Source organism: Streptomyces sp. NBC_01551 (genome assembly GCF_026339935.1).
In the GTDB taxonomy this organism is placed as follows: domain Bacteria; phylum Actinomycetota; class Actinomycetes; order Streptomycetales; family Streptomycetaceae; genus Streptomyces.
Window position 1 is genome coordinate 4,158,361 of sequence record NZ_JAPEPX010000001.1, and the last position, 20,029, is coordinate 4,178,389.

Below are 20,029 nucleotides of genomic sequence, written 5' to 3' on the forward strand. Positions count from 1 at the left end.
CCTACAGGGGGATGTTGCCGTGCTTCTTCGGGGGCAGGGACTCCCGCTTGGTGCGGAGCTGGCGCAGCCCCTTCACCACGTGCGCGCGGGTCTCGGACGGCATGGTCACCGCGTCGATGTAACCGCGCTCGGCGGCCGTGTACGGGTTGAGCAGCGCGTCCTCGTACTCGGTGATGAGCCGGGCCCGGGTCTCCTCGGCGTTGCCCGCCTCCTCCGCCTCGGCGATCGCGCGGCGGTGCAGGATGTTGACCGCGCCCTGCGCGCCCATGACGGCGATCTGCGCGGTCGGCCAGGCCAGGTTCAGGTCCGCGCCGAGGTGCTTGGAGCCCATGACGTCGTACGCGCCGCCGAAGGCCTTGCGGGTGATGACGGTGATCAGGGGGACGGTGGCCTCGGCGTAGGCGTAGATCAGCTTCGCGCCGCGCCGGATGATTCCGTTGTACTCCTGGTCGGTGCCCGGCAGGAAGCCCGGGACGTCCACGAAGGTCAGCACCGGGATGTTGAAGGCGTCGCACGTCCGGACGAACCGGGCCGCCTTCTCGGAGGCGTTGATGTCCAGGCAGCCGGCGAACTGCATCGGCTGGTTGGCGACGATGCCCACCGGGTGGCCCTCGACGCGGCCGAAGCCGGTGAGGATGTTCGGGGCGAACAGCGCCTGCGTCTCCAGGAACTCCGCGTCGTCGAGCACGTGCTCGATCACGGTGTGCATGTCGTACGGCTGGTTCGCGCTGTCCGGGATCAGGACGTCGAGCTCGCGGTCGGTGTCGGTGACCTCGGTGTCCGCCTCCTCCGGGAAGGCGGGCGGCTCGGAGAGGTTGTTCGACGGCAGGTACGCCAGCAGGGACTTGACGTACTCGATGGCGTCCTTCTCGTCGCCGGCCATGTGGTGGGCGACGCCGGAGGTGGAGTTGTGGGTGCGGGCGCCGCCCAGCTCCTCGAAGCCCACGTCCTCGCCGGTGACCGTCTTGATGACGTCCGGGCCGGTGATGAACATGTGCGAGGTCTGGTCGACCATCACGGTGAAGTCGGTGATCGCGGGGGAGTACACCGCGCCGCCCGCGCAGGGACCCACGATCAGGCTGATCTGCGGGATGACGCCGGAGGCGTGGACGTTGCGGCGGAAGATCTCGCCGTACATGCCCAGCGCGCTGACGCCCTCCTGGATGCGGGCGCCGCCGGAGTCGTTGATGCCGACGAGGGGGCAGCCGGTCTTCAGCGCGAAGTCCATGACCTTCATGATCTTCTGGCCGTAGACCTCGCCGAGGGCGCCGCCGAAGACGGTGAAGTCCTGCGAGAACACCGCGACCGGGCGGCCGTCGACCGTGCCGTAGCCGGTGACGACGCCGTCGCCGTAGGGGCGGGTCTTCTCCAGCCCGAAGCTGGTGGAACGGTGCCGGGCGAACTCGTCCAGCTCGACGAACGATCCCTCGTCCAGCAGCAGGGCCACCCGCTCACGCGCCGTCAGCTTGCCCTTGGCGTGCTGCTTCTCCACCGCCCGTGCGGAGCCGGCGTGGGTGGCTTCGTCGATGCGGCGCTGCAGGTCCGCGATCTTGCCCGCGGTCGTATGCATGTCGATCGGCTCTGAGGGTTGTGACATCGGGGTCGCGGCTCCCTGCGTGGTGTCGTCAACTGCCTGGTCAATTGGATGACTACTGCTGGCTACTGGTGCGTAGCGTATCGGCGGGCACGTCCCTCGACAGTGCGGCGTTTGACACACCGGAAGTGGCTTGCTTGGCCCCGCCACCTTCCCTAGGGGGTGCGTAGGGGGTGCGCCGGCCGGCGGCCGCGCCGCGCCGCGTCCACGAGGGCCGCGCGGCCCGCGCGTCGGTAGGGTTTGACGTGGACTTCAATGCCCGCTTCGCCGGAGAAGACGCGCTTGCCTCGCTTCCGTCCCGGCCCGGGGCCGGGCTTCCAGGCAAGGGGAACTTTGATGCCGTCAGACGCTTCCGCAGGCCACTGGTCGAGCCTCGACCGGCCGCCGCTGAACGCCGCCGCGCTGCGGCGGGCCATGGTCACCGACGGGGGGCTGTGGACCTCCCTGGAGGTACTGCCCTCGACCGGGTCCACCAACAGCGATCTCGCCTCCCGGGCCGGGGACCTCCCCGGGGGAGCCGTGCTCGTCGCCGAGGAGCAGACCGCCGGGCGCGGGCGGCTGGACCGCAGCTGGGTCGCGCCGGCCCGGTCGGGGCTGTTCTTCTCCGTCCTGCTCAAGCCGGGGCCGGAGGTCCCGCAGGAGCGGTGGGGCTGGCTGACCCTGCTCGCCGGGGTCGCCACCGCGACCGGGCTCTCCCGGGCGGCGGGCGTGGACACCGCGCTCAAGTGGCCCAACGACCTGCTGGTCAGCGTGGACGGCGAGGAGCGCAAGACCGGGGGGATCCTCGCCGAGCGGGTGGGCGACGGGGTCGTCATCGGGATCGGGCTCAACGTGACGCTGAACGACGCCGAGCTGCCGGTGCCGGAAGCCGGGTCGCTGGCCCTGGCGAAGGCCACCGTCACGGACCGGGAGCCGCTGCTGAAGGCCGTACTGCGGTCCCTGGAGCAGTGGTACGGCGACTGGCGCGCGGCCGGCGGCGACCCGGCCGCCAGCGGCCTCCAGGAGACCTACGCGGCGGGCTGCGCGACCCTCGGCCGGCACGTCCGGGCGGAGCTGCCGGGCGGGCGTCAGCTCACCGGAACGGCCGAGGCGGTCGACGCGGACGGGCGGCTCGTCATCAGGACGGCGGACGGGGAGCGGGAGGCCGTGGGCGCCGGGGACGTGGTCCACCTGCGGTCGGTGCGCTAGCGCGGGCCCGGTGGCGGACTGGGGAGTGAGCTACGGCACACCTGCCGTATGGTTTAGGCGATCCCGGCCTTCCCGGTGATCACCCGGTTCGGCAGTGCGCACGGAATGGACAGGAGGCGGCCCTTGACCGTCGACGACCCTACGTCCAGCGCGTCCGCCGGCGGGGGCTCCGGGGCCACGGGGCCCGCCGGGCCCAGCGGCCCCACCGGCTCCGGCTCCGGTTCGGGCGGGGGCACGAGTGCCGGGACGCCGATCGGGCGGGACCAGCACACTCCCCACCACGAGGTGGACCACACCGTCCAGCCGACGGCCGACCCGCTCGCCATCCGCCTGGAGCAGCTCATCCTGGGCGCCGAGCGCCGCTACACGCCGTTCCAGGCGGCCCGCAGCGCCGGGGTCTCGATGGAGCTCGCCTCGCGCTTCTGGCGGGCGATGGGCTTCGCGGACATCGGGCAGGCCAAGGCCCTGACGGAGGCGGACGTACTGGCGCTGCGCCGCCTCGCCGGCCTGGTCGAGGCGGGGCTGCTGAGCGAACCGATGGCGGTGCAGGTGGCGCGCTCCACGGGGCAGACCACCGCCCGGTTGGCGGAATGGCAGATCGACTCCTTCCTGGAGGGCCTGACGGAGCCGCCGGAGCCGGGAATGACCCGTACGGAGGTCACGTACCCGCTCGTCGAGCTGCTGCTGCCGGAGCTGGAGGAGTTCCTCGTCTACGTGTGGCGGCGGCAGCTGGCGGCCGCCACCGGGCGGGTGGTGCAGGTCGCGGACGACGAGGAGATGGTCGACCGGCGGCTCGCGGTCGGCTTCGCGGACCTGGTGGGCTTCACCCGGCTGACGCGGCGGCTGGAGGAGGAGGAGCTCGGCGAGCTCGTCGAGGCCTTCGAGACGACGGCGGCGGACCTGGTGGCGGCGCACGGCGGCCGGCTGATCAAGACGCTCGGCGACGAGGTCCTCTACTGCGCCGACGACGCGGGCACGGCGGCGGAGATCGCGCTGCGGCTGATCGAGACCATGGAGGCCGATCCGCAGATGCCGGAGCTGCGCGTCGGGATCGCGTTCGGGACGGTGACGACCCGGATGGGCGACGTCTTCGGGACCACGGTGAACCTGGCCTCGCGGCTGACGTCGATAGCGCCGAAGGACGCGGTGCTGGTGGACGGGGCGATGGCGGAGGAACTGGGCCGCACGGGCGCCGCGCCGGTGTCGGAGAAGGAAGCCGAGTCGGAGGAGGGCGGCGGCGCGTACCGCTTCGCGCTCCAGCCGATGTGGCAGCGGCCGGTGCGCGGGCTGGGCGTCGTGGAGCCCTGGTCGCTGACGCGGCGGAAGCCTAAGATCCCCGGGTAACGTTCGTTAACCGGGAGGGCCGCGTGGTGTCGGTGTCGGAGTCGGAGTTCGTATCGGTACGTCGGCACGGTGACGACGGGGTGGCCGAGCTGGTCCTGGACCGCCCCAAGGCGATGAACGCCGTGTCGACGGAGATGGCGAGGGCCATCGGGGCGACGTGTGCCGCGCTCGCGGCGGACGCGTCGGTACGGGTGGTCGTGGTCTCGTCGACCGCCGAGCGGGCGTTCTGCGTCGGGGCGGACCTCAAGGAGCGCAACTCCCTGTCGGACGCGGAGCTGGTGGCTCAGCGGCCGACCACGCGCGGTGCGTACGGGGGCGTGCTGGAGCTGCCGATGCCGACGATCGCGGCGGTGCACGGGTTCGCGCTGGGCGGCGGCTTCGAGCTGGCGCTGGCGTGTGACGTGATCGTGGCGGACGAGACGGCGGTGGTCGGCCTGCCGGAGGTCTCGGTCGGGGTGATCCCGGGCGGCGGCGGTACGCAGCTGCTGCCGCGACGGGTGGGCGCGGCGCGGGCGGCGGAGCTGATCTTCACGGCGCGGCGAGTCGAGGCGGCCGAGGCGCTGGCGCTGGGCCTGGTGGACTCGGTCGTCCCGCCGGGCACGGACCGCGAGGAGGCCCTCGCTCTGGCGTCCCGCATGGCGGCGAACTCCCCGGTGGGCCTTCGCGCCGCCAAGCGGGCGCTGCGCCTGGGCCACGGCATGGACCTGACGGCCGGCCTGGAGATCGAGGACGCGGCCTGGCGCACGGTCGCCTTCTCCGCCGACCGCGCGGAGGGCGTGGCCGCCTTCAACGAGAAGCGCCGCCCGCAGTGGCCGGTCGCCTGACCGCTGCCCTGGCACCGGGCGGGTGAGGTGGCGGGGTGTGCCTCCGGGGAGCGGAGCCACGGACGCGGCCCCAGGGGCAAAACCGGCAAAACTCCCTAACCTGGGGTGATGGGAGTTGACGGGCGGCTGCGAGCCGTCGTGGGGCTCGCGCAGGCCATGGCGGCCGCCTGCGCGCCGAGGGACAGCGTCCGGGCGGCCGCGCGCGGGGCGCGGCTGGCCATGGACGGCTCGTTCGCCGCGATCTCCGCCTGGGAGCGCGAACGCGGCCGGCTCCGGGTGCTCGTCAACGAGGGGGAGCGGCGCATCGGGGAGGAGGAGTTCCCCGAGGACGAGTCGTACCCCGTGCACGACTTTCCCGAGATCACCGAGTTCCTGCACGAGCGCTGGGCCGGCGGCGGGGGCCCCCACGCGTGGGTGGAGAGCGCGGGTGGCGGGCGGCCCGGGCGGCGTGGTGAGGCGCTGCGCAGACGTGGGCGGGGGACCTGCGTGGTCGCGCCCATCGTGCTCAGCGGGCGGGCCTGGGGCGAGCTGTACGTCGCGCGTGACGACGGGCTGCCCGACTTCGACGAGGACGACGCCGAATTCGCCACCGTGCTGGCCGCCGTGGTCGCCGCCGGGCTCGCGCAGAACGAGCGGCTGGAGGAGGCCCGGCGGCTGGCCTTCACCGACCCGCTGACCGGGCTCGCCAACCGCCGCGCCGTTGACATGCGGCTCGACGAGGCCCTGGAGGAGCACCGGCGCGGCGGGGTCGTGGTGAGCCTCGTCGTCTGTGACCTGAACGGCCTCAAGAAGGTCAACGACACCCTCGGCCACGCCATGGGCGACCGGCTCCTGGAGCGGTTCGGGTCCGTGCTGAGCCTGTGCGGCGCCATGCTGCCCGGCGCGCTCGTGGCCCGGCTCGGCGGGGACGAGTTCTGCCTGGTGAGCGTCGGGCCGCCCGCCGACGAGGTGGTGCGCGTCACCGAGGAGGTGTGCCTGCGCGCCGCCGAGCTGGAGTTGGGCGAGGGTGTGGCCTGCGGGGTGGCCTCCACCGGGGACCCGATCGGACTGGTGAAGTCCTCCCGGCGGCTGTTCCGGCTGGCCGACGCCGCCCAGTACAAGGCCAAGGCCGCCCGCAGCGCGCAGCCCGTGGTCGCGGGCCGGGACACCGCCGTCGTCCGCCTGGCCGACGCCGCCCAGGAGGGGGTCGGCGAGCGGCGCCGCTTCCGCGGCCGCGCCTGAGCTTGCTAGTGACATGAAGCGATTCAGTCCGTAGGGTGCTGAATATGGATATGCACACTGTCGTGGTGGGGACGTCCGGGACCACCGCCGAGGATGTCATCGCCGTCGCCCGCGGCAACGCGCGCGTCGAGCTGTCCGGCGAGGCGCTCGACGCCCTGGCCCGCGCCCGCGAGATCGTCGACGCACTGGCCGCCAAGCCCGAGCCCGTCTACGGGGTGTCCACCGGGTTCGGCGCCCTCGCCTCCCGGCACATCAGCCCCGAGCTGCGCGCGCAGCTCCAGCGCAACATCGTCCGCTCGCACGCCGCCGGCATGGGCCCGCGCGTCGAGCGGGAGGTCGTGCGCGCCCTGATGTTCCTGCGGCTCAAGACGGTCGCCTCCGGCCACACCGGCGTCCGGCCGTCCGTCGCCCAGACGATGGCCGCCGTACTGAACGCCGGCATCACCCCGGTCGTGCACGAGTACGGTTCGCTCGGTTGCTCCGGCGACCTCGCGCCGCTCTCCCACTGCGCGCTCGCGCTGATGGGCGAGGGCGACGCCGAGGGCCCGGACGGCGTCGTCCGCCCCGCCGGCGAGCTGCTCGCCGAGGCCGGCATCGAGCCCGTCGAGCTGCGCGAGAAGGAGGGCCTCGCCCTCCTCAACGGCACCGACGGCATGCTCGGCATGCTGGTCATGGCCCTCGCCGACCTCGACAAGCTCTACAAGTCCGCCGACATCACCGCCGCGCTGACCCTGGAGGCGCTGCTCGGGACCGAGAAGGTCCTCGCCCCCGAGCTGCACGCCATCCGCCCGCACCCCGGCCAGGGGGCCTCGGCCGCCAACATGGCCGCCGTGCTCAAGGGCTCCGGGCTCACCGGGCACTTCCAGGAGGAGTCCGCGCCGCGCGTGCAGGACGCCTACTCGGTGCGCTGCGCCCCGCAGGTCGCCGGCGCCGGTCGCGACACCATGGCGCACGCCGCCCTGGTCGCCTCGCGCGAGCTGGCCTCCGCCGTCGACAACCCGGTCGTGCTGCCGGACGGGCGCGTGGAGTCCAACGGAAACTTCCACGGCGCGCCGGTCGCGTACGTACTGGACTTCCTGGCCATCGCGGCCGCCGACCTCGGCTCGATCGCCGAGCGGCGCACCGACCGCCTGCTCGACAAGAACCGCTCGCACGGCCTGCCGCCGTTCCTCGCGGACGACGCCGGCGTGGACTCCGGTCTGATGATCGCCCAGTACACGCAGGCCGCCCTGGTCAGCGAGATGAAGCGGCTCGCGGTGCCGGCCTCCGCTGACTCGATCCCCTCCTCCGCCATGCAGGAGGACCACGTCTCCATGGGGTGGTCGGCCGCGCGCAAGCTCCGTACCGCCATCGACAACCTGACGCGGATCATCGCCATCGAGCTGTACGCGGCCACCCGCGCCATCGAGCTGCGCCACGGGCTGACGGCGGCCCCGGCCAGCCTGGCGGCCATCGCGGCGGCCCGTGCGGCCGGTGTCGAGGGTCCCGGGCCGGATCGTTTCCTCGCCCCCGACCTGGCCGCCGCCGACGCGTTCGTCCGCTCCGGCGGCCTCGTCGCCGCGGTGGAGCCGGTGACGGGCCCGCTCGCCTAGTCGTACCGCTGCCGCGAAGGGGCCGCCCCCGGGAGGAGATCCCGGGAGCGGCCCCTTCGTCGTGTACGGGTGTCAGCCGGCCTGGGAGCGGCGGCGTACCGAGAACGCCACGAACCCGGCCCCGAGTCCCAGGCAGAGCGTGCCGCCCAGCAGGTACGGGGTGGTGTCCACCCCGCCGGTGTCGGCGAGCGCGAGCGCGGGGGCGTCAGGTGTCCCGGCGTCGGAGGCCGGGGTGTCCAACGCCTGGATGATCTGGGTGGTTTGCGAGGTCTGGGCGGTTTGTGTGGTGTTCGTGTCGTCGCCGGGAGAGGTGGCGTTCGCCGAGGGGACGAACGAGAGGGCGGCGAGGAGGGTGGTCGCTCCGAGAGCGGTGAGCAGCGGTCGACGTGCGGACACGGTGCGATCCCCCTTGGTGCAGCAGCGAATTGGCCGTGTGCGGTGATGCTAAGCAAAGGGGCGGGTCGCGGGAAAGCCGGGGGTCCCGCGGGCTTACGCTCCGTCGTATGAACCCTTCTGAGACATCACGATTTGTACGACTCCAGGTGGATTTGGTGCTTGAGGTGCCTGACGCGGCGGCACTCACCGGAGCCGCGCTGGAGCACATCAAGGGCGACGAGTTCATGCCGGACGACGAGCGCGGGCACGCCGAGTCGGCCGTTCGGCAGGACGAATCGGAGGCCCTGGCCTACCTCATCGACCCCACTGACCTGGTCGCGGGCATCCCCGGAGTGGAGCTCGTACAGGCCTCCTGGAGCAGCGAGCCCGTCGAATACGACCCCGAGTCCATGGAGTGGGACATGGACGAGGAAGATGGGGAAGAAGAGAAGACCGACAACGCCTGACCGTGGGGTGGCCCACATTCCAAGAGGATGTGGAACCGACCCGGGTCGATCTTGCGTTGTCGAACGAGGCAGGGGGGTGTTCCCCCCTGCCGGTGGGGGTGTCCCGCGGCGCGAGTCGGGGGATCTCGGGGTTCCGGCAACGATGGAGTGGCGTGTGAAGGCGGACAGCAAGCGACGGAGAAGGTCCCTGGTGGCCATATCCGCCGTGCTCGGTGGCGTACTGGTGCTCTCGGCGTGCAACGACGGGGGAGACAAGCCCGAGGGGAAGGGCGAGGCGACCGCCAAGGCCCAGGCGGAGGCCGACGCGGCGGCCGCCAAGGACGCGTCCAAGGCGAAGATAGTCATCACGCCCAAGGACGGTGCGACCAACGTCGCGCTGAACGACGGCGCCACCGTGGCCGTCACCGACGGCACGCTCACCCAGGTCGAGCTCAAGAGCTCCGAGGGCGCGGCCGTGACCGGCAAGATAGCCGCCGACGGCAAGAGCTGGAAGCCGAGCGCCGCGCTGAAGCGCTCCACGAAGTACGCCCTCTCGGCGACCGCCAAGGACGCCGAGGGCAAGGAAGCGCACGAGAACGCCTCCTTCACCACGCTCTCCCCGGAGAACACCTTCGTCGGCTCGTTCGTGCCGGAGGCCGATCAGACCGTCGGCGTGGGCATGCCGGTCTCGATCACCTTCAACAAGCCGATCAAGGACAAGAAGGCCGTCCAGGCCGCCATCAACGTCTCCTCCAGCAGCGGCCAGGAGGTCGTGGGCCACTGGTTCGGCGAGCAGCGCCTGGACTTCCGTCCGGAGGAGTACTGGAAGGCGCAGTCCACCGTCACGCTGAAGATGGAGCTCCAGGGCGTCCAGGGCGCTCCGGGCATCGCGGGCGTCCAGAACAAGACCGTCACATTCAAGATCGGCCGGAGCCAGGTCTCCACGGTCGACGCGAAGACGAAGAAGATGACCGTCACCCGGGACGGCTCGGTCCTCAAGACCATCCCGATCTCGGCGGGCTCCCCGGCGAACCCGACGTACAACGGCCAGATGGTGATCTCCGAGAAGTTCAAGGAGACCCGGATGAACGGCGCCACCGTCGGCTTCACGGACGGTGACGGCAAGGGCGAGTACGACATCAAGGACGTCCCGCACGCGATGCGGCTGTCGAACTCCGGCACCTTCATCCACGGCAACTACTGGGGCGCCGACTCGGTGTTCGGCTCGGCCAACACCAGCCACGGCTGCGTCGGCCTGAACGACAAGCAGGGCGCGAACGACCCGAACCAGCCGGCGGCGTGGTTCTTCGACAACTCGCTCATCGGCGACGTGGTCACCGTGGTGAACTCCCCGGACAAGACCATCAAGCCGGAGAACGGCCTCAACGGCTGGAACATGAGCTGGGCGGACTGGAAGGCCGGCTCGGCCGCCTGACGCCTGACGCCTTCCGTGAGCAGCGACGGCGGGGACCCCTCGGGGGTCCCCGCCGTCCGTCGTCGGGGCCGGGGCCTCGGGCGGGCGCTGAAGCTGCGGATGCCGGCACAGGCGCGGCTGCGCCACCCCGGGCTGCGGCACGTCGACACGACGGTGGCGGGCGAGAACACCCCGATGCGGGCGCTCAACGAGGCCCTCGGCTACCGGCGCGAGCGCGGGGCGGCGGTGTTCCAGCTCAGGCTGTGACGAGGCCGGGTCAGCCGGCGGGCTGTTCCGCGGCGGCCGCAGACGCGGGACCTGCCGCCGGCGCGGAACCCGCCGTGGACGCGGGACCTGCCGTCGGCGCGGACCAGGACGCCAGCAGGCGCAGCGCATCGGCCGAGGGGGAGCCCGGCGGCGCGTGGAAGGCGACCAGGGACTGCGCCGAGCTGTCGGGCAGCGCCAGCGTCTCGAAGTCCAGGTTCAGCTCGCCCACCAGCGGGTGCCGCAGCCGCATCACCCCGCGCGTCTTGTTGTCCGCCAGCGTGTGCGCCGCCCACAGCTGCCGGAACTCCTGGCTCTTCACCGACAGTTCCCCGACCAGCGCGGACAGCTGCTCGTCCTCCGCGTTCTGACCGGCGTAGATCCGCAGGTTGCTGACCACCTGGCAGGCCCGGCACGACCAGTCCGTGTACAGCTCGACCGTCGCCGGGTCCAGGAACACCTGCCGTACGAGGTTGCGCTCCTGCGGCGGCAGCGCGCCGAAGTCCCCGAAGACCGCCGCCCCCAGCCGGTTCCAGGCGACGACGTCCTGACGCCGCCCCACCAGGTACGCCGGCACGCCGTCCATCGCGTCCAGCAGCGCCCGCAGCTCCGGGCGGACCTGCTCCTGCGGGGCGCACGGGCGGCGCCTGCGGGTGCGCGGGCTCGCCAGGTGGGTCAGGTGCGCGGACTCGGTGCCGTCCAGGCGCAGCGCCCGGGCGATCGCGTCCAGGACCTCCGCCGACACGTTCTGGCCGTGGCCCTGTTCCAGCCGCGTGTAGTACGCGACGGAGACCCCCGCCAGCTGCGCCAGCTCCTCCCGGCGCAGCCCGGGCACCCGGCGGTGGCGGCCGTAGTCCGGCAGCCCCACGTCCTCGGGGCGCAGTCGGGCGCGGCGGGTGCGGAGGAACTCGCCCAGTTCGGCTCGCTGATCACGCTGGTCCATGGCCCGATTATCCCCGGCCGCAGCGGGGCGGCGGTGGCTTGTTCCTGACCCCGCCAGTGGTAGGAACGCCGGTCGTAGGCAGGACAGGGGGCTGGGTGCGCCGGCCCGGCTCGGGCAACGTTCAGTGCGGCACCACCGGACCGCACCAACACCGGACCGCACCAACACCGGACCACGGCACCACCGGACCACGGCGCCACCGCACGATCGAACGTCACACCCCGAGGAGTTCCCATGTCCGTCACCCAGGTCGCCGCCTACGCCGCCCCGGCCGCGAAGGCCCCGCTGGAGCGCGTCACCGTGCCGCGCCGGCCGGTCGGCGCGCACGACGTCCTCATCGACATCAAGTACGCCGGCATCTGCCACTCCGACATCCACCAGGTCCGCGACGGCTGGGGCGAGGGCCTGTACCCGATGGTCCCGGGCCACGAGATCGCCGGTGTCGTCGCCGAAGTCGGCCCCGAGGTAACGAGGTTCGCGGTCGGCGACCGGGTGGGCGTCGGCTGCTTCGTCGACACCTGCCGGGAGTGCGAGTACTGCCTGGCCGGGCAGGAGCAGCACTGCGTCAAGGGCATCACCGGCACGTACAACGCGATCGACAGGAACGGCGAGCGCACGTACGGCGGTTACTCGTCGCACATCGTCGTCGACGAGAACTACACCGTCCGGATCCCCGACGGCCTCGCCCTCGACGTCGCCGCCCCGCTGCTGTGCGCGGGCATCACCCTCTACTCGCCGCTGAAGCACTGGCAGGCGGGCCCGGGCAAGAAGGTCGCGATCGTCGGCCTCGGCGGCCTCGGCCACATGGGCGTGAAGATCGCGCACGCGCTGGGCGCGGAGGTCACCGTCCTGTCGCAGACCCTGCGCAAGCGGGAGGACGGCCTGAAGCTGGGCGCCGCGCACTACTACGCCACGAACGACGAGACCACCTTCGAGAAGCTCGCCGGCAGCTTCGACCTGATCCTGTCGACGGTCTCCGCACCGCTGGACCTGGGCGCGTACCTCGGCCTGCTGCGGGTGGACGGCGCGCTCGTCAACGTCGGCGCCCCGGAGGAGCCGGTCGCGCTGAACCTGTTCTCCGTCATCACCGGCCGCAAGACCCTGGCCGGCTCGATGATCGGCGGCATCGCCGAAACCCAGGAGATGCTCGACTTCTGCGCCGAGCACGCCTTGGGCTCGGAGATCGAACTGATCACCGCCGCCGAGATCAACACGGCCTACGACCGCGTCCTCGCCAGCGACGTCCGCTACCGCTTCGTCATCGACACCTCGACGATCTGAGCCCCCGGGCCCACGGCCCCCGGACCCCCGCCGCCCCGTAGAGGACGGCGGTGGCCCCGGTGTCACCGGAGGCGGGTCAGTCGGCCTGCGCGACGCCGATGGGGCAGGAGACGCCCGTGCCGCCGATGCCGCAGTAGCCCGCGGGGTTCTTGTCGAGGTACTGCTGGTGGTAAGTCTCCGCGGGCCAGAAGGGGCGGTCGGCGGCCGGGAGGATCGCCGTGGTGATCTCCCCGTGGCCCGCGGCGGTCAGGACGCGCTGGTACGCCGCGCGGGAGGCCTCCGCCTCCGCCTGGTCGGCGGCGGAGTGGGTGTAGAGCGCCGAGCGGTACTGGGTGCCGACGTCGTTGCCCTGGCGGAAGCCCTGGGTCGGGTCGTGAGACTCCCAGAACAGCTTCAGGAGCGTGGCGTACGAGACCTGCGACGGGTCGAAGACCACGCGGACGACCTCCGTGTGGCCGGTCATGCCGGAGCAGACCTCCTCGTAGGTCGGGTTCTCGGTGAAGCCGCCCTGGTAGCCGGCCAGCGTCGTCCACACCCCGGGGGTCTGCCAGAACTTGCGCTCCGCGCCCCAGAAACAGCCCAGGCCGAAGTCCGCGACCTGGAGGTGCGCGGGGTACGGGCCGGCGAGGGGGTTCCCCAGGACCGTGTGCGTGGCGGGCAGGTCGAACAGGGGGGTCGCGCGGCCCGTGAGGGCCTCCTCGCGGGTGGGGAGCTCGGGCGTGCGGCGGTACGAGAACATGATTCCCTCCTAGTGGTACCCCGATCAACGGGAGACGGCGGCCCGGGATTCCCGAGGCCGCCGCACCGCTGGTCAGGCCCGCGCCGTGACCCGTACCGCCCAGTCGCGCGCGTACACGTACCGGGACTTCGGATTGCCCGCGTACGACCACGGCTGCGCCCCGATGTACCCGTCGATCCGGCGGAACTGCTCGACCGCCTCCGCGTCCCGGTCCTGCCAGAACAGCAGGTACGCCAGCATGTGCCGCACCCACACGGCCCGCGGGTCGTCCGGGTCGGCCGCCGCCAGGTCGGCGAGCGCCGCGTCCACGGCCCCGCGGATCTCCGGCGCCTTGTAGAACACCTCCGCCGCCAGCTCCGGGTCGTGCGTGTCCTGCTCGAAGTACGCGAGCAGCGGGAGCAGCGACAGCAGCTCACCCGGATCGCCGGCCGCCGCCGACTCCCGCGCGAAGGACAGCGCCAGCTCGTGCGAGCCCTGCCACTTCGCGCACCAGTACTGGAGCGCGTTCGTGTGCGCCGTCAGCACCTTCGGGCCGCGTGCGACGATCTCCGCCCACAGCTTCTCGTACTCCTCGTGCGGGTACCCCAGCGCCATCCCGATCGACTGCTCGACCATGTACGGAACCGGGTCCGCCGGGTCCGCGATCCGCTGGGCCTGCCGCGCGGCCGTCTTCGCCTTGCCCAGCAGGTCGTGGAAGATCCGGAACTGCTCGTCGGTGGTGTGCCGGGCCGCCTTGTTGCCGCGGACGTTCCACGCCACCATCACCGCCGTGTCGGCGGCGACCAGCGCCACCGACGGGTGCGAGGGCTTGGCCTCGCGCCAGGCCAGCAGCCAGCCGTCGTCCTCGGCGGCCGCCTCGGCCAGCACGCGTACGCGCTGCCAGCGCTCCTCCCAGTCCCGGCCGGCCGCCTTGAGGTAGGCCGCGCCGACCTCCCAGTCCCCGTCGGCGAGCGCCGCGAGGACGGCGGTGCGCTCCGCCGGCACGGCCGCCGGGTGGTCGGTGTCGAGCTCTGCTTCCGGTACGAAGCCCAGCGCGACCACCTCCGCCGCCCGGCGGGCCTTCTCGTCGGCCTCGACGGCGTCGGTCGCGGCCTGCGAGTCCGCGGTCCGCGCCCGCAGGTCCGCCACCTCGGCGGTCAGCCGCCGGGCCTTGCGGATGTAGTAGACGCCGCGCAGCACGTAGACGGCGCCGGCGAGCAGCAGCACGCCGAGGATGATCAGGATGATCACGGGGCAAGCACCAGCTTCCGCAGGGGTTCGGTGTCGGACTGGTCCGCGACGGCCGCGTCCAGGGCCTCGTCCAGCCGGTCGGTGAAATCGCCGGCCGGATAGCCCAGGGTGGCGGATCGCGACCAGGACAGCTGCCAGCGGGCGACGCCGCGCTCGATCAGTTCGCCCTCGACGAGCCGGCCCAGGGCCCTCCGTACGACCGGGCGGGCGAACTCGCGCGCCACCCGCCCGGTGGCGGCGGCGGCCTCCTCGGACTTCGGGAAGCGGTCGGCGAGCCGCCAGCGCAGGGTCGGGTCGGCGTCGATCGCGTCGAGCGCGGCGGCCAGCCCCGGGTCGGCGACGCCTTCGGCGGCGAGGGCCTCCTGGACGGCGGACGCGCGCCGGCCGGAGTGGCCGAGCATCGCCGCGTGGACCAGCTCCTCCCACGACACCCGCTCCATCGTGAGCAGCGTCGGGTTCAGCACGGCCGGCTCCAGGGCGGCCACCGAGGCGTCGGCGTCGGCGAGCAGCTCCAGCGACGGCCGGGCGGTCCCGGGCTGCCCGGCGCGGCCGTCGTCGGGCAGGGCCTCGATGCGGGCGACGCGTTCGGCGAGCGCGGGGTGCGAGTCGTAGGGCGAGGCGGGCTCGTCCGACAGTTCGGTACGCGCCCCGTCGAGCTCGTCGTGGCGCGCGGCCAGCATCGTCCGGAAGCCCCCGAAGAACTGCCCGGCGGGCGGCATCAGTGAGGAGCCGAGCCCGATGGTGGCGTAGCAGCGCAGGTAGAAGTCGTGCGCCGCGTCGAGGGCGTTGAGCTCGCGCAGCGCGGAGGCGGTGGCGTCCCGGCCGGCGATCCGGACGGCGGCCAGGTCGGCGGCGAGCTCCTGGCGGCGGGCGCCGGAGAGGGAGGCGCGCAGGTAGAACTTGCCGTACGCCGTGTAGATCGCGGCCATGGCGCGGTACATCGCGCCCTCGCCGGTCGTGTCGATCTCCTTGGCCTTCTTGCCCTGGGCGAGGCGCTTGCCGGCCTTCTTCTCCTGCTTGGCGCGTTCCTTGGCGACCTTGTCGTCGGCGCGCTCGTGGAAGTGCGCGACGGTGCGGATCAGCTGGGCGCGGCCGCGGGCGATCAGGGGGGTGAGGCGGGTGTCGAGGTTGGCGTAGTGGCCCATCTCGTGCGCGAGCACGGCGCGCAGCTGCATCTCGTCCAGGCCGGCCATCAGGGGGAGCCCGACGTAGAGGCGGCGGGTGCCGGGCCGCAGGCCCAGCAGCCGGGCGTCCTCGCTGACGGCGGCGTTGACCTCGTCGATCAGCAGGATCTCGTCGGGGGCGCGGGTGCCGACCTGCTCGGCGATCTCGCGCACGGCCGCCCAGAGGGCGGGCTCGTGCTCGTCGGTGACGGCGATGCCCGGCAGCGGGTCGGGGTCGGGGGTGCGGAGCATGAACATGCCGCGCACGATCGGTATCGCGAGGACCACCGTGACGATGAGGACCTTGGCGGCGACGGGGCCGTGCAGCCAGGTGAAGCCGGCCCAGTCGGCGGCCGCGAGCGCCGCGAGCAGGACGAGGCCGAGCAGGTAGAAGCCGGCGAGCAGGACGAGAGCGCGCAAGGCGCGCAGGGATGCGCCCATAAGTGAAGATCCCCCCACGGGATGGTGCGGTCTTTACGCGCACCTTATGACCTGCGGTTTTGCCCCGCACGAGCGGGTCGGCGCGGGCCCCCGCCCCAGCCCCGCCGCTGTCGCGGGGGCGGCGCGGGGTCGCCGTCCGAGGCGCCGGCCGCCGCGGGCCCGACCGGCGCCACTTCGACGACAGGACCTAGTGGGGCAGCGTCGCCGGGGAGCCGCCGTTGGCCTCGTAGCCCGCCACCGCGAGGGCGCGGTGGACCGCGTACATCTCCGCCGGGTCGTCGGAGAACGACCACGGCAGCGCGCCCACGTAGCCGTCCACGTGGCGCACCTGCTCCATCGCCTCCGCCCAGCGCAGCATCGGCACCAGGGCCCACAGCAGCATGTGGCGCACGTGCGCCAGCATCGGGTCGTCCGGGCGCGCGGTGTGCACCGCGTACATCGCGCCCTCGACCGCCCGCGTCACGACCGCGCTGCCCCAGAAGTTCGTCAGGACCACCTCCGGGACGTGCTCGTACACCGCGAACAGCGGCAGCGCCGCCAGCAGCGAGCCCTGCGGGGCGCGGGCCGCGGCCGACTGCGCGAACGCGTCGGCCTTCTCCCGCGAGCCGTGCCACTTCTCGCACCAGTAGTGCAGGGCCGCCAGGTGCGCCCCCATGTGCTGCGGCGCCCGGTCGATGATCTTCGCCCAGAGCTCGTCGAACTCCGCCTCCGAGTACCCCAGCGCCCGCGCGACCGCCAGCTCCGTGATGTACGGGACCGGGTCGCCCGGCGCCAGCAGCGCCGCCTTGCGGCAGGCCTCCCGGGCCTCCTCCAGGATGATCCGGTGGTCCGCCGAACCGACGCCGCCCGAATGCCGCCAGGCCTGCTGCACCAGCAGCTCCGCGTGCACCTGCGCGCCGCCCGGGTCCTTCTCCGCCTCCAGCCGCCACGCCTTCAGCCACGGCGCGCCCGTACCCGGCTGCTCCACCAGCTCCAGCGCGGCCGCGCCGCCGAACGCCTGTACCCGCTGCCAGCGCAGCTCGCCCTGCTTCGGGGTCGCGGCCAGCAGCTGCGAGGCCGCCTGCCACTGGCCGGTCAGCCGTACGTTCTCCAAGGCGTCCATCAGGTCCTCGTCGGGCCCGGGGACCCGGACGTCGAGGTGCTCCTGGCGGACGAAACCGTAGTTCTCCGGGTCCGCCGCGTCGGCGCTGCCGGGCACGGCGAGGCGGATGCCGCCGCGTCTGCGCCGCAGAAACGGCCCGATGATGACCACGAGCATGGCCATCGCGATCAGGAACCAGAGAATCTCCATGGCGCCAAGCGAACCAGACGCACCCGGTCAAAGGCCAATGCCTCACTGACGGGGCATAGCATCACCCCATGAGCGACGACAGCCACGAGCACCAGAGCTTCGAGACCCGCGCGATCCACGCGGGCAATACGGCGGACCCGCTGACCGGCGCGGTCGTACCCCCGATCTACCAGGTGTCCACGTACAAGCAGGACGGCGTCGGCGGCCTGCGCGGCGGTTACGAGTACAGCCGCAGCGGCAACCCGACCCGGACCGCGCTGGAGGAGAACCTCGCGGCGCTGGAGGGCGGCCGGCGCGGCCTGGCCTTCGCGTCCGGGCTCGCCGCCGAGGACTGCCTGCTGCGTACGCTGCTCTCCCCGGGCGACCACGTGGTCATCCCGAACGACGCGTACGGCGGCACCTTCCGACTCTTCGCCAAGGTCGTCTCGCGCTGGGGCGTCGAGTGGTCGGTCGCCGACACCTCCGACCCGGCGTCCGTGCGGGCGGCCCTCACCCCGAAGACGAAGGTCATCTGGGTCGAGACCCCGTCCAACCCGCTGCTCGGCATCACCGACATCGCCGTCGTCGCCGACATCGCGCGGTCGGCCGGCGCCAAGCTGGTCGTGGACAACACCTTCGCCTCCCCCTACCTCCAGCAGCCCCTCGCGCTCGGCGCGGACGTGGTCGTGCACTCGCTGACCAAGTACATGGGCGGCCACTCCGACGTGGTCGGCGGCGCGCTGATCGCCGCTGACGCGGCGGTGGGCGAGGAACTGGCCTACCACCAGAACGCGATGGGCGCGGTGGCCGGGCCGTTCGACTCCTGGATCGTGCTGCGCGGCATCAAGACGCTGGCCGTGCGCATGGACCGGCACTCGGAGAACGCGACGAAGGTCGCCGACATGCTGACGCGGCACCCGAAGGTCACGAAGGTCCTCTACCCGGGCCTGCCCGACCACCCGGGCCACGAGGTCGCCGCCAAGCAGATGCGTTCCTTCGGCGGCATGATCTCCTTCCAGGTCACCGGCGGCGAGGAGGCGGCGGTCGAGGTCTGCAACCGCGCCAAGCTGTTCACCCTGGGCGAGTCCCTCGGCGGCGTCGAGTCCCTCATCGAGCACCCGGGCCGCATGACCCACGCCTCGGTGGCCGGCTCGGCCCTGGAGGTCCCGGGCGACCTGGTCCGCATCTCGGTCGGCATCGAAAACGCCGATGACCTCCTCGCGGACCTCACCCAGGCCCTGGGCTAACCGGCCCCCGGCTCGGCTCGGCTCGGCTCGGCCCGGTCCCGGTCCAGGCCCCGCCCCGGCTCGGGGCGGCGCCGCGGCCCGCGCCGGGACCAGGTGTGCCCGGCTTCGCCCGGTCCGGTTCCGCTGGGCCGACCCCGCCCGCCTCGGGCGGGGCTACCAGCCCTCCAGCGGCGGCGAGATGCCGCTCGGGGGGACGGTCCAGGGGTGGGTCAGCAAGGCCCATGCCGTGAAGGCGGCGACCGCCGCGAACAGCACCGCCCAGCCGAAGCGGCCCGCCGCCCGGCGGCGGCGCAGCAGGCGGTCGCCGCGCTCGGCGGCGCTCGCCGCCAGCCCGGCCGGGACCACCGGGTGCGGGCCCTCCAGCAGCTCCCTGACCTGGGTTTCCTTCCGGTCCGGCAGGCTCATGCCGCACCCCGGCCCAAGGCGCCCCGCATGGTCGACACCGCCCGGTTGCACAGCACCCGCACCCGCTCGGGCGTCAGCCCCAGCTGCGCCGCGGCGACTTCCTCCGCGACCCCCTCGTACAGCCGCAGCACCAGCACGAGCCGCTCCGGCGGGCTCAGCCGGGCGAGGACGCCCGTCCCGGCGGGGAGCCTGCGGGCGGTGCGGGCGTACGCGGCGCACAGTTCCCGGCGGGTGTCGTCGTACGGGTCGTCGCCGCGCACCCGGCCCCAGTGCGCGTACGTACGGGCCAGCGCCCCCGCCAGGAGCCGGCGCGCGACGGGGCACTCGGCGCCCGACGCGGGGTCCGCCTCGGCGGTCAGCAGGATCGCGACGTGCAGCAGCCGCCCCGCCGCGCCCGCGACGAAGGCCTCGAACTCCGCGTAGGGCCCGGCTCGGTGGTCCACAGCCTCATACTGCGGCCGGTGGGACCACCCGGGTCAAGAGGTCGGACGCACCCGCCTCACGACGGGTTTCAGGAGGCGGGCCCGGCGTCGGCGACGGCGGACATCAGCTCGGACAGCGACACGTTGAAACGGGTGAGGAGCCCGGTGAAGGACTCGCGCTCCTCCTCGCTCCAGCCGTCCGTCACACGCGCCATCAGCTCGCGCCGCGAGGACCGCACTTCCTCCAGCCGCGCCAGCCCGCGCGGCGACAGCGCAAGCACGACGGCCCGGCCGTCCTCCGGATGCGAGGTGCGCTTGACCAGGCCGCTGTCGACCAGCGGAGCGACCTGCCGCGTCACGGTGGACGAGTCGATGCCCATCCCGCACGCGAGCGCCTTGACGCCCATCGGACCTTCCAGGTCGAGCCGGTTGAGCAGCAGGTACGCGGCGCGGTCCATCGAGTTGCGGGCCTGGCCGACCCCGCCCAGGCGGGTCTGCTCGGCCCGGCGGGCGAAGACCGCCACCTGGTGCTGGAGCGCGTCGAGGAGACCGGCTCCGGCGGGTGCTTCGGTCCGCGCGGGCAGATCGGAATTGGCCGGGTTGGAGGACATGGCCGTGGGCTCTCT

20 protein-coding genes are annotated in these 20,029 nt (G+C 72.9%); 10 read left to right on the forward strand and 10 right to left on the reverse strand.

The genetic code is table 11. From position 1 onward, the window contains the following. Position 1 precedes the first annotated feature (1 nt). Positions 2-1,597 (reverse strand): acyl-CoA carboxylase subunit beta, encoded by a 1,596-nt coding sequence (locus tag OG982_RS18895; protein ID WP_266785250.1) that lies wholly within the window; start codon positions 1,595-1,597, stop codon positions 2-4. Positions 1,598-1,930: 333 nt separating this feature from the next. On the opposite strand from OG982_RS18895, the gene OG982_RS18900 reads away from it, so the two are divergent. From OG982_RS18900 to hutH, 5 genes are all read left to right on the forward strand, one after another. Beyond that, a complete protein-coding gene (locus tag OG982_RS18900) occupies positions 1,931-2,782 on the forward strand; it encodes a biotin--[acetyl-CoA-carboxylase] ligase (protein ID WP_266785248.1) in 852 nt (283 codons plus the stop codon). A 123-nt stretch (positions 2,783-2,905) separates the two neighbouring features. Continuing rightward, entirely contained in the window at positions 2,906-4,126 is a 1,221-nt protein-coding gene (locus tag OG982_RS18905) for an adenylate/guanylate cyclase domain-containing protein (protein ID WP_266785246.1), read from the forward strand. 23 nt (positions 4,127-4,149) lie between these two features. Further along, positions 4,150-4,950, forward strand: a complete 801-nt coding sequence (locus OG982_RS18910; RefSeq protein WP_266785244.1) for an enoyl-CoA hydratase/isomerase family protein — start codon at positions 4,150-4,152, stop codon at positions 4,948-4,950. A 108-nt stretch (positions 4,951-5,058) separates the two neighbouring features. Continuing rightward, positions 5,059-6,171, forward strand: coding sequence for a GGDEF domain-containing protein (locus OG982_RS18915; RefSeq protein WP_266785242.1), 1,113 nt, complete (start codon positions 5,059-5,061; stop codon positions 6,169-6,171). A gap of 50 nt (positions 6,172-6,221) precedes the next feature. Then, on the forward strand, positions 6,222-7,763 hold the full coding sequence (gene hutH / locus OG982_RS18920) for a histidine ammonia-lyase (protein ID WP_266949947.1): 1,542 nt from the start codon (positions 6,222-6,224) through the stop codon (positions 7,761-7,763). A gap of 72 nt (positions 7,764-7,835) precedes the next feature. Here the strand turns inward: hutH and OG982_RS18925 are convergent, their stop codons facing one another. Continuing rightward, positions 7,836-8,159, reverse strand: coding sequence for a hypothetical protein (locus OG982_RS18925; protein WP_266785240.1), 324 nt, complete (start codon positions 8,157-8,159; stop codon positions 7,836-7,838). Between the two features lie 155 nt (positions 8,160-8,314). Between OG982_RS18925 and OG982_RS18930 the strand changes: the two genes are divergently transcribed. The 3 genes from OG982_RS18930 (at position 8,315) to OG982_RS18940 (ending at position 10,265) form a co-directional block, all read left to right on the forward strand. Further along, on the forward strand, positions 8,315-8,605 hold the full coding sequence (locus tag OG982_RS18930) for a hypothetical protein (RefSeq protein WP_266785238.1): 291 nt from the start codon (positions 8,315-8,317) through the stop codon (positions 8,603-8,605). A gap of 142 nt (positions 8,606-8,747) precedes the next feature. Then, positions 8,748-10,019 (forward strand): Ig-like domain-containing protein, encoded by a 1,272-nt coding sequence (locus OG982_RS18935; RefSeq protein ID WP_266785236.1) that lies wholly within the window; start codon positions 8,748-8,750, stop codon positions 10,017-10,019. A 15-nt stretch (positions 10,020-10,034) separates the two neighbouring features. Further along, entirely contained in the window at positions 10,035-10,265 is a 231-nt protein-coding gene (locus OG982_RS18940; RefSeq protein ID WP_266785234.1) for a hypothetical protein, read from the forward strand. A gap of 10 nt (positions 10,266-10,275) precedes the next feature. On the opposite strand, the gene OG982_RS18945 is transcribed toward OG982_RS18940, so the two are convergent. Continuing rightward, a complete protein-coding gene (locus OG982_RS18945) occupies positions 10,276-11,205 on the reverse strand; it encodes a helix-turn-helix domain-containing protein (protein WP_266948943.1) in 930 nt (309 codons plus the stop codon). 234 nt (positions 11,206-11,439) lie between these two features. On the opposite strand from OG982_RS18945, the gene OG982_RS18950 reads away from it, so the two are divergent. Then, the gene (locus OG982_RS18950; protein ID WP_266785230.1) at positions 11,440-12,486 is read left to right on the forward strand and encodes an NAD(P)-dependent alcohol dehydrogenase; all 1,047 of its coding nucleotides are present in this window, start codon (positions 11,440-11,442) and stop codon (positions 12,484-12,486) included. A 76-nt stretch (positions 12,487-12,562) separates the two neighbouring features. Here the strand turns inward: OG982_RS18950 and msrA are convergent, their stop codons facing one another. From msrA to OG982_RS18970, 4 genes are all read right to left on the reverse strand, one after another. Beyond that, a complete protein-coding gene (gene msrA, locus OG982_RS18955) occupies positions 12,563-13,225 on the reverse strand; it encodes a peptide-methionine (S)-S-oxide reductase MsrA (RefSeq protein WP_266785228.1) in 663 nt (220 codons plus the stop codon). 72 nt (positions 13,226-13,297) lie between these two features. Then, positions 13,298-14,455: a hypothetical protein gene (locus OG982_RS18960; protein ID WP_266785226.1), complete on the reverse strand. Its 1,158-nt coding sequence runs from the start codon at positions 14,453-14,455 to the stop codon at positions 13,298-13,300. Beyond that, a complete protein-coding gene (locus OG982_RS18965) occupies positions 14,452-16,059 on the reverse strand; it encodes a M48 family metalloprotease (protein WP_266948944.1) in 1,608 nt (535 codons plus the stop codon). Before OG982_RS18965 ends, OG982_RS18960 begins: the two co-directional genes overlap by 4 nt. Positions 16,060-16,246: 187 nt before the next feature. Then, a complete protein-coding gene (locus tag OG982_RS18970) occupies positions 16,247-17,350 on the reverse strand; it encodes a hypothetical protein (RefSeq protein WP_266785222.1) in 1,104 nt (367 codons plus the stop codon). A 68-nt stretch (positions 17,351-17,418) separates the two neighbouring features. Between OG982_RS18970 and OG982_RS18975 the strand changes: the two genes are divergently transcribed. Continuing rightward, complete coding sequence (locus tag OG982_RS18975; protein ID WP_266948946.1) at positions 17,419-18,576, forward strand: cystathionine gamma-synthase; 1,158 nt, start codon at positions 17,419-17,421, stop codon at positions 18,574-18,576. Positions 18,577-18,729: 153 nt separating this feature from the next. Here the strand turns inward: OG982_RS18975 and OG982_RS18980 are convergent, their stop codons facing one another. From OG982_RS18980 to OG982_RS18990, 3 genes are all read right to left on the reverse strand, one after another. Then, positions 18,730-18,981, reverse strand: a complete 252-nt coding sequence (locus tag OG982_RS18980; protein WP_266785221.1) for a hypothetical protein — start codon at positions 18,979-18,981, stop codon at positions 18,730-18,732. Further along, a complete protein-coding gene (locus tag OG982_RS18985) occupies positions 18,978-19,424 on the reverse strand; it encodes a sigma factor-like helix-turn-helix DNA-binding protein (RefSeq protein ID WP_266785219.1) in 447 nt (148 codons plus the stop codon). The genes OG982_RS18980 and OG982_RS18985 overlap by 4 nt, the downstream gene beginning before the upstream one ends. A gap of 68 nt (positions 19,425-19,492) precedes the next feature. Further along, a complete protein-coding gene (locus OG982_RS18990; protein WP_266785217.1) occupies positions 19,493-20,014 on the reverse strand; it encodes a MarR family winged helix-turn-helix transcriptional regulator in 522 nt (173 codons plus the stop codon). Positions 20,015-20,029 lie beyond the last annotated feature (15 nt).

Coding starts and splice junctions, on each gene's coding strand:
- OG982_RS18895 (WP_266785250.1), bottom strand. CDS start 1,597: ATGTCACAACCCTCAGAGCCGATCGACATGCATACGACCGCGGGCAAG.
- OG982_RS18900 (WP_266785248.1), top strand. CDS start 1,931: ATGCCGTCAGACGCTTCCGCAGGCCACTGGTCGAGCCTCGACCGGCCG.
- OG982_RS18915 (WP_266785242.1), top strand. CDS start 5,059: ATGGGAGTTGACGGGCGGCTGCGAGCCGTCGTGGGGCTCGCGCAGGCC.
- hutH (WP_266949947.1), top strand. CDS start 6,222: ATGCACACTGTCGTGGTGGGGACGTCCGGGACCACCGCCGAGGATGTC.
- OG982_RS18935 (WP_266785236.1), top strand. CDS start 8,748: ATGGAGTGGCGTGTGAAGGCGGACAGCAAGCGACGGAGAAGGTCCCTG.
- OG982_RS18945 (WP_266948943.1), bottom strand. CDS start 11,205: ATGGACCAGCGTGATCAGCGAGCCGAACTGGGCGAGTTCCTCCGCACC.
- OG982_RS18950 (WP_266785230.1), top strand. CDS start 11,440: ATGTCCGTCACCCAGGTCGCCGCCTACGCCGCCCCGGCCGCGAAGGCC.
- msrA (WP_266785228.1), bottom strand. CDS start 13,225: ATGTTCTCGTACCGCCGCACGCCCGAGCTCCCCACCCGCGAGGAGGCC.
- OG982_RS18965 (WP_266948944.1), bottom strand. CDS start 16,059: ATGGGCGCATCCCTGCGCGCCTTGCGCGCTCTCGTCCTGCTCGCCGGC.
- OG982_RS18970 (WP_266785222.1), bottom strand. CDS start 17,350: ATGGAGATTCTCTGGTTCCTGATCGCGATGGCCATGCTCGTGGTCATC.
- OG982_RS18975 (WP_266948946.1), top strand. CDS start 17,419: ATGAGCGACGACAGCCACGAGCACCAGAGCTTCGAGACCCGCGCGATC.
- OG982_RS18980 (WP_266785221.1), bottom strand. CDS start 18,981: ATGAGCCTGCCGGACCGGAAGGAAACCCAGGTCAGGGAGCTGCTGGAG.
- OG982_RS18990 (WP_266785217.1), bottom strand. CDS start 20,014: ATGTCCTCCAACCCGGCCAATTCCGATCTGCCCGCGCGGACCGAAGCA.